The organism is Flavobacterium rakeshii (assembly GCF_009741375.1).
Lineage (GTDB): Bacteria > Bacteroidota > Bacteroidia > Flavobacteriales > Flavobacteriaceae > Flavobacterium > Flavobacterium rakeshii.
In genome coordinates this window covers 1-7,493 of sequence record NZ_WOWP01000055.1, presented here as the reverse complement: position 1 = coordinate 7,493, position 7,493 = coordinate 1, and the positions used below count along the sequence as shown (strand labels likewise).

Below are 7,493 nucleotides of genomic sequence, written 5' to 3'. Positions count from 1 at the left end.
ATATTTGCACCCGAAACATCGCGGGATAGAGCAGTAGGTAGCTCGTCGGGCTCATAACCCGAAGGTCACTGGTTCGAGTCCAGTTCCCGCTACTAAGTAAAAGGCTTCACATATGTGAAGCCTTTTTTTATTTCCAAAGGGTACAGAATTTGCTTTCTTTTCATTTTTCATATAATTTCTATTTAATATTATTAGAAATTATAGAATTCGGTCGGGCGCAGTCGAATCTGCCGTAATTGAGGCTATGTTTTACCAGTAGAATTTTTTGCTAAATATGTTTTATCTAATTCTTTAGCTATTTCGATTGCTTCTTCTACAACCTCTTTTGGATAATTGTTTATTTCAAGTATTCTAATTGCATTTCTTTTTTTTAGTTTACCTTCTTTCAGTTTGTAATCAAAACCTATGCTATTATCATTTACTGTTTCACTAAAATGATACAATTCGTATTCATCTGATAGCATATCGGTTAATTCTATGTCGTGGGTTGAAACCAATATTTTATTGTTATGCTTTGTTAAAGCGGATAAAATTGATTTTCCGGAAGAAATGCGCTCTACTGTATTTGTTCCTTTAAATATTTCATCTAGTAGAAATAAGTTTTTATTCCCATTTTGACTTTCTTTCAGCATTTCCTTAATGGTTAAAACTTCTTCAAAATAGTAACTTTTGTCATTCATCAAATCATCACTTATTCGAATAGCCGAAAACACTTTCAATAAAGGAAAAGTCATTGATTTAGCAAAACAGGTATTGATTGTAATTCCAGTTATTACATTCAGTCCAATTGCACGAATAAAAGAGGTTTTTCCAGACATATTTGAACCTGTAAGAAGAATAGATTTTTCAGATATTTCAATACTATTAGTTGTGCAATTAAAAATTAAGGGATGGCTTATATCTTTAGCAATAATTTTATTTCCATGGTTAATAATTGGCAAACAAAATGTTTCAAGTCCTTTTCTTAAAGATGCTATGGAAATTAGCATATCTATATGTCCAACAAACTCAAAAACGTTTTCTATGTCACCTCTTTTAGTGTTTAGTTTTTTTAAAACACCAAATAATAATAAAGGCTCAAGCAGAAACATTGTTTTAAAAATCTCAAATACAAACCAGGCTATGATTTCAAATTCTCCTTGAAGTTTGGCCTCAAGTGAAAAAAATGACATTCTATTTTTAACTCCATTTATTAAATTAACAGACTTTGGTAAGTCAGGATTTAATTTTTTAAATAATGAGTTGGTAAATAAATGTGATGCAATAGTATTAAGTTTTAAAAGCTGTGGAATTGAACCTACATATTGAACTAAATTATTTTTATTCCAATAATGAAGTACAAAATTCACGCAAAAAATACCTAATAGAACAATAAAAAATATAGGATTGAAAAAGCCTAAAATGAGTGAGGCTAAACTGGCAAATGACAATAATTTTATTACAATAAACCATTTTGGTGGATTAAGATGCTCATCTTGAAATAAGGAGGATATATAATGCGCATCTTTATGTTTTAGTTTTTCAAGTTTTTTTTGAACCGAAATTCTTAATTCTGGATTTTCCGATAATTCAGATATTATTTCTTCGTTTAGCTTGGTTTGCTTTTCATTTACTTTTATTGTGCGAAGATGATTGTATAGGTATTGTTGGCCAACTTTTGAATGAGTTCTGTCAAATAACATAAACAAATCATCAAAATCCAAGTCGTTACAAGTTTTGTCTGACAATACTTGATGTGCTTTTGAATTATCTTTATTTCTAAAGTATTTTTCAATGTAATCAAAGTTAAAAGAGTCATCTTTCAGATTTCCGAATGATTCTTTTAATCTTTTATCTAACTCTTTTTTTCGGTTGAATTTTATTTGAGAAAAAGTGTATTTTATTTGAAATATTATGTCTTTAATCATAAAACAATTAGTGTGGACTTTTTATTTAATGTTACAAAATATGTTCAGCTTATCATTCATTTGGTAAATTTTGTCAAAATTGTTTCTACATTATAATCGCAAAAACGGTTATAGTTAGCCACCCATAGCGGATTAAACTGAGCTGCTAAAAATCGATTCTATTTGTTCGCCCTATTCAAGTTTGGGCAAAAAGTACTGTAAATGCTGTTAAGTAAGTATTTAGTATAAATATAGTATCCATATTGCTAATTGTAATAAATGTTCAATTTTGATATTTTAGTAAGTTCTCAAAAAAAGATTCTTAAGATTTAATTAATTTTAAAATAAAATAGCGCTAATTGGTTTTAATACAGTAGATTTAGTGAAGTTAATAATTAACTATAAGTAAGCTTTTTTTTAAATTGGGTGTAAAGGCAGGGGATTCCCTGCCTTTTTTATTTTTCTTAATCTCTTATTTACCAGTTGCATTTAATACTAGTTAACTATATTGGTTTATAACTTGTTGTGTCGTCTTCGCTCCTTCATTAATGCATGTTGTTGTCTAAATTTTTTGATTATCATGTTGTTATGTAGCTCATTATAAAAACAAAACCCGGAAATTTCCGGGTTTTTTGTTTTTATTGAACAGTTGTTTTGTCAAACACACCTAATTCGGTAGTTTGAATTCCGTTTTCCCATAGCGTAACAACAATTAAGTTGAGCTCTTTGATATAATCACTTATCCTGATCTCTAATGAGTCGCTCAGGTAAATAATTAACCAACAGTCGCTGTTTACGAAAATGGTGTAACTGTTCAGGTCGAGGTCATACAAACCTTTAACCGAAACATGGTCGCTGGTGATTGTTATTTCAACCTCCTCTTTGCCCGTTTTAGGGGCTCCTGTATGCTTTGTGTATTCGCCTTGTAGTTGAGTAGGTACTGTGTAGGTACTTTGGTAGGGGCTGAGTTGGGTGGGCTCCTGGTTAACCTCCTGTGGTTCACACGAGGTTCCTAATAGGGAAGCTAGCCCTAAAAGGATTACTACAAAACAAGATTTCATAAAACGTGGGGGTGTGGGTTAAAGTGCAAATATAGATAATTATTTGATTTATAGTTGTTTTTGAGTTAGTTTTTGAATTGTTGAGATGATTGTATTATTGTTAAATAAAAAAGGCTCCAATTTTTTGGAGCCTTTTTCAAAGTACTGATTACTGATTAAGGTTGTGTTTCCTTTTCTTTGATCTTGTCATAAATGCCAAGGTCTTTAATCATCTTTCCGTTTTCCCATAAAGTGATGTGTACAAAGTTTTCTTCTTTAATATAATCACTTATTCTTATCTCTTGTGTGTCAGAAAGAAAAATAATAGTCCAGCAGGTTCCGTTAACAAATACCCTGTATTGATTAAGGTCAAGGTCATAAATGTCCTTAATCCAAAACCTATCGGCAGTGAGTTCAATAACAACTTCTTCTTTGCCGGTAGCATTAACGCTAGTGTGGGAATAGTAGCCTCCTTTTAGTTGGGTTGGTACAGACTGGCTTACATAACTAAGCTCGTTTTGTGAGGAGATTTGATCACTGTCCTGTGGTTCACAGGAGCATCCCAGCAGGGCTACTAAGCCAGCCAGGAAAGTAAAAATAGTATGTTTCATTATTTGGGGGATTTAGTTACAAAATTAATAAATATTTAATAAGTAAATATTTATTGTTAGCTTTAATTTGACTTAAGTTGTTAACAACGTGTTGATTAGTTTGTAACCTCTAGTGTTTTGGGGCTTTTTGATAGTAAATTTATTTAGATTTACTATAAATAATTTCATTCTGCAAGTAACAATGTTTTATATTTGCGCCCACTAAAACAACAATTAATCCACATTAAAATGAATTTTAAGGCTATTACTATTTTAGCTGCGGCTACGTTTACTGTATCTTCTTTGGTTTCATGTTCAAGTGATGATGATAATGTTAACGAACTTTCTTATGAGGTTCCTTCTACTTATCAGTTTGAAAGAAACGGAGAAACAAGTGTTAATTTTTCAGGACAGACACAAAGAATAAAAATGCTTGCTGAATTTGATACTTATTCTAAAAATCAGGCAGGTTACCCTGAGTTTGATGCTCAAAAAGTTGTAGATATGTTCTCAAACAACAACAATGCTTTTACAGATGATGAGCTTAATAATTCGAGCAAACAACTAAGAAATAAAACTGCAGCTTCGGCAGATTATTTTTCGGCTAATACAGTAGAAGCTAATGAAATCAAAACTACTTTTGATAACCTTTTTACCGAAATGGGTACTGTAGCGGCGCAGTATGAAACTACTGGAGCACCAGGTGTTGCCGGTTCGGTAGATGCAGGTAAAAGACTGGTAAACGGTAACGGACTTGAAATCAATCAGGCTATTATAAAAGGTTTAATGGGTGCTTGTTTTATGGATCAGGCATTAAACAATTACCTAAGTACTACTGTGCTTGATGAAACAAAACTTGCTAATGATGCAGGTACTCTTGAAGATGGGACTAACTATACTACAATGGAGCATAAGTGGGACGAAGCTTATGGTTATGTGTTTGGTTATACTACTACAAATACCGATGGTTCTGTAAAGAAATACTACTGGGAAAGTTATATGAATACTGTAAACGGTAATCCTTATTTTGAAGGGATAACAGATAATATTAAAAATGCTTTCATTAAAGGTAGAGCTGCTATCGTTAATAAAGATTACACTACACGTAATGAGCAAATACAGGTAATTAAACAAAATTTTTCGGTTATAGGTGCAGTTAGAGCTGTATACTATTTACATGAGGGTAAAGGGTTATTATCTACAGATGAACTTGCTACTATTAAATCGTTCCACGCACTATCTGAAGCTTATGGTTTTATAGCCGGTTTACGCTTTACCAATAACTCGGCTACAAATGCTCCTTATTTTACGGGAGAGGAAGTTAATGCAATGTTAGAAAGCCTTACTGGTGGAGAAAACGGTTTTTGGGATATGGATTACACCTTAAATGCTGCTGATGCTGTTTCGGCTCAGATAGCACAACGATTTGGATTTACTATCGAGGAGGCAATTACCGAAGGAGGTAGCCACTAATATGTATAACATATGTCAATTATATATAGGGATAAGGCTGCAGTAATGCAGCCTTATTTTTTTAACATATTGTGATATTAGGGTAAACGCTGTTATAATTGTTTTAATGATAATAATACACTTTACATTTTACATATAATGTAATATGTTTAATTTTATTTATTTTTTTTGTGTAATTAAGTCTTAATATTTGTTAATTTAGGCAACTTTTTACTGACTAGCTTGTTAAATACCACCACGATGGGAAGAATTAAATTTACTTTTTATGCCTTATTATTTTTAGTGTTTGGCTGTAATTTCGGCTATGCACTTTCAGATAATGAAATGTTGCTTCCCCCTGCAAATGATGATTGTGCAGGAGCAACACCTTTAACCGTAAACTCAACCGAGATTTGTGCCTCAGGAACCACAGCCACTTTTGCCCAGGCTACGGCTTCTGCACTTGGCGCAACATGTACGGCCCAAAACGGCGCCGATGTTTGGTATGAGTTTACGGCGACTTCTACAGCACACACTATTGCGCTATCTAACTTTTCGGGTACGCCGCAGCCTATGGTGATTGTTCTGTATGATGGTGACTGCACAGGGCTGACTATGCTCTCGTGTAGCCAGAACAACGTACTTAATGCCTCAGGGCTTATTATTGGAGATACTTATAAAGTAAAAATTTACTTTAACACTACATCTCCCAGTTTAACCAATACTTTTTTGGTTTGTGTTACTACACCACCGCCACCGTCTAATAATAACCAAACAGAGTGTTTAATTACTACGGTAAACTACGATTTTGAGCTCCCTAACCTTACATGGTCTACTTACCCAACATTTGTAAATCACAATGTGGTACAGGGATGGCGTACTACCGCTTCAGATCAGACAATGGAGTTTTGGCAGGAACCTAACTATGAAAATGTCCCTGCATATAGCGGTGACCAGTTTATAGAACTTAATGCAAATGTGGTTTCGGGAGTTTATCAGGATTACAATACTCCACAGTCAACAGTATTTAACTATGGGTTTGCACACCGCGGGCGTCAGGGTACCGATACCTGTCAGTTATTAGCAGGTCCCCCGGGCGGGCCATATACTCCGGTAACGACTGTATCTACAGGAAATACAGCCTGGAGTTATAATACAGGTACTTACACCGTGCCTGACAACCAGCCTATAACACGTTTTATACTACAGTCGGTTTCCAGTGTAGGAGGTGCGAGTGTGGGTAACTTTTTAGATGCAATTAGTTTTACGGCTAATAACGGTATCATTTCACCTAATCCGTTTTATATGGATTGTGGTGATCTTGTAGCCAGTTTAGAGGCGGCAGGTACAGGTACGTGGTCTGCTCACGGTGGTAATCCTTCAACGGTAACTTTTTCAGATCCTACTGCAAATAATGTAGATATATCAGGGTTTTCAGTTCAGGGAATTTATTACTTTGACTGGACTACAGAATATTGTACTAGTACTATAGAGGTTTCTTATACGGGGCCATACCCTTCAGATCCTGTAATTACAGATATTACTTACTGTCAGGGACAAACTGCGGTACCTATCGATATTCCTGTAGATGAGCCGGGGTATACTATGTTATATTACCTTAATGGAGTTGCGTATTCTAACCCAACACCCGATACCTCTGTTGTAGGTTCTGTTACCTATTATGTTATTCAGGAATCAGATGCCGGATGTCAAACACCAGCTTATCCTTTAGTGGTTACTGTGAATCCGGGACAGGATCCGGTTACCGATTTTACCCTTCCTGAAGCACTTTGTACCAGTGATGGTACAGTGACACCAACTACAGGGACTGATTTTACCACAGGAGGTACTTTTAGTGCTCCGGCAGAAGTGGTAATAGATCCGGGTACGGGAGAAATTAATTTACTTGCCAGTACACCGGGTATTTATGATATTACTTACAGTGTAGAGGAAGATATAGAGAACTGTTTGATAGCAGGTAGTAGTACAGTCTCATTTATCATAAATGCTGCTCCGGTACTTATGCCTGTAACTCCGCTTGAACTTTGTGATGATGCTACTAATGATGGTGTTGCCGAATTTGATTTGGCTCCGGCTATTGCCGAGGCATTAAACAACCAAACTGGCTATACGGTAACCATTCATCTTACTGAGGCAGACGCCGAAGCGAACTTAAATCCTCAGTCACAGCCCTTGTTTACCAATATGATAGCAGGTGGACAATCAATTTATATGAGGGTAGTGGAAGATGGTACGACTACCGATTGTTATTCTATAGAGGAAATACAATTATTTGTTCATCCCCTACCAACGATTTCAGCTCCAATCACGAACTACGTTCAATGTGACCAGACGGACCCTGATGCTAACGATGGTATTGAGGAGTTTGATTTAACTACAAAAGACACAGAAATCACTGGTGGTAATGTTGATTACGCGGTGAGTTACTATATGACTTATGCCGATGCTGATAGCGCAACCAACGTTATTGCCAACCCGGCAACCTATCAAAACACTGCTCCGTT

At 35.1% G+C, this 7,493-nt stretch carries 4 protein-coding genes, 1 tRNA gene and 1 pseudogene; 3 read left to right on the top strand and 3 right to left on the bottom strand.

Annotated elements, in window-relative coordinates:
- The first annotated feature begins 19 nt into the window (after positions 1 to 19).
- A tRNA-Met gene (locus tag GN157_RS14355) sits at positions 20 to 92 on the top strand.
- Between the two features lie 150 nt (positions 93 to 242).
- Here the strand turns inward: GN157_RS14355 and GN157_RS14350 are convergent.
- The 3 genes from GN157_RS14350 to GN157_RS14340 form a co-directional block, all read right to left on the bottom strand.
- Positions 243 to 1,907, bottom strand: coding sequence for a MutS-related protein (locus GN157_RS14350; RefSeq protein ID WP_157484199.1), 1,665 nt, complete (start codon positions 1,905 to 1,907; stop codon positions 243 to 245).
- Between the two features lie 617 nt (positions 1,908 to 2,524).
- Positions 2,525 to 2,947, bottom strand: coding sequence for a hypothetical protein (locus tag GN157_RS14345; protein WP_157484198.1), 423 nt, complete (start codon positions 2,945 to 2,947; stop codon positions 2,525 to 2,527).
- A 155-nt stretch (positions 2,948 to 3,102) separates the two neighbouring features.
- Entirely contained in the window at positions 3,103 to 3,537 is a 435-nt protein-coding gene (locus GN157_RS14340) for a hypothetical protein (RefSeq protein WP_157484197.1), read from the bottom strand.
- Positions 3,538 to 3,765: 228 nt separating this feature from the next.
- Here GN157_RS14340 and GN157_RS14335 point away from each other — a divergent pair, with 228 nt between their 5' ends.
- A complete protein-coding gene (locus GN157_RS14335; RefSeq protein WP_157484196.1) occupies positions 3,766 to 4,989 on the top strand; it encodes a DUF4856 domain-containing protein in 1,224 nt (407 codons plus the stop codon).
- Positions 4,990 to 5,229: 240 nt separating this feature from the next.
- Positions 5,230 to 7,493: pseudogene (locus GN157_RS14330) on the top strand (hypothetical protein); the annotation flags it as partial.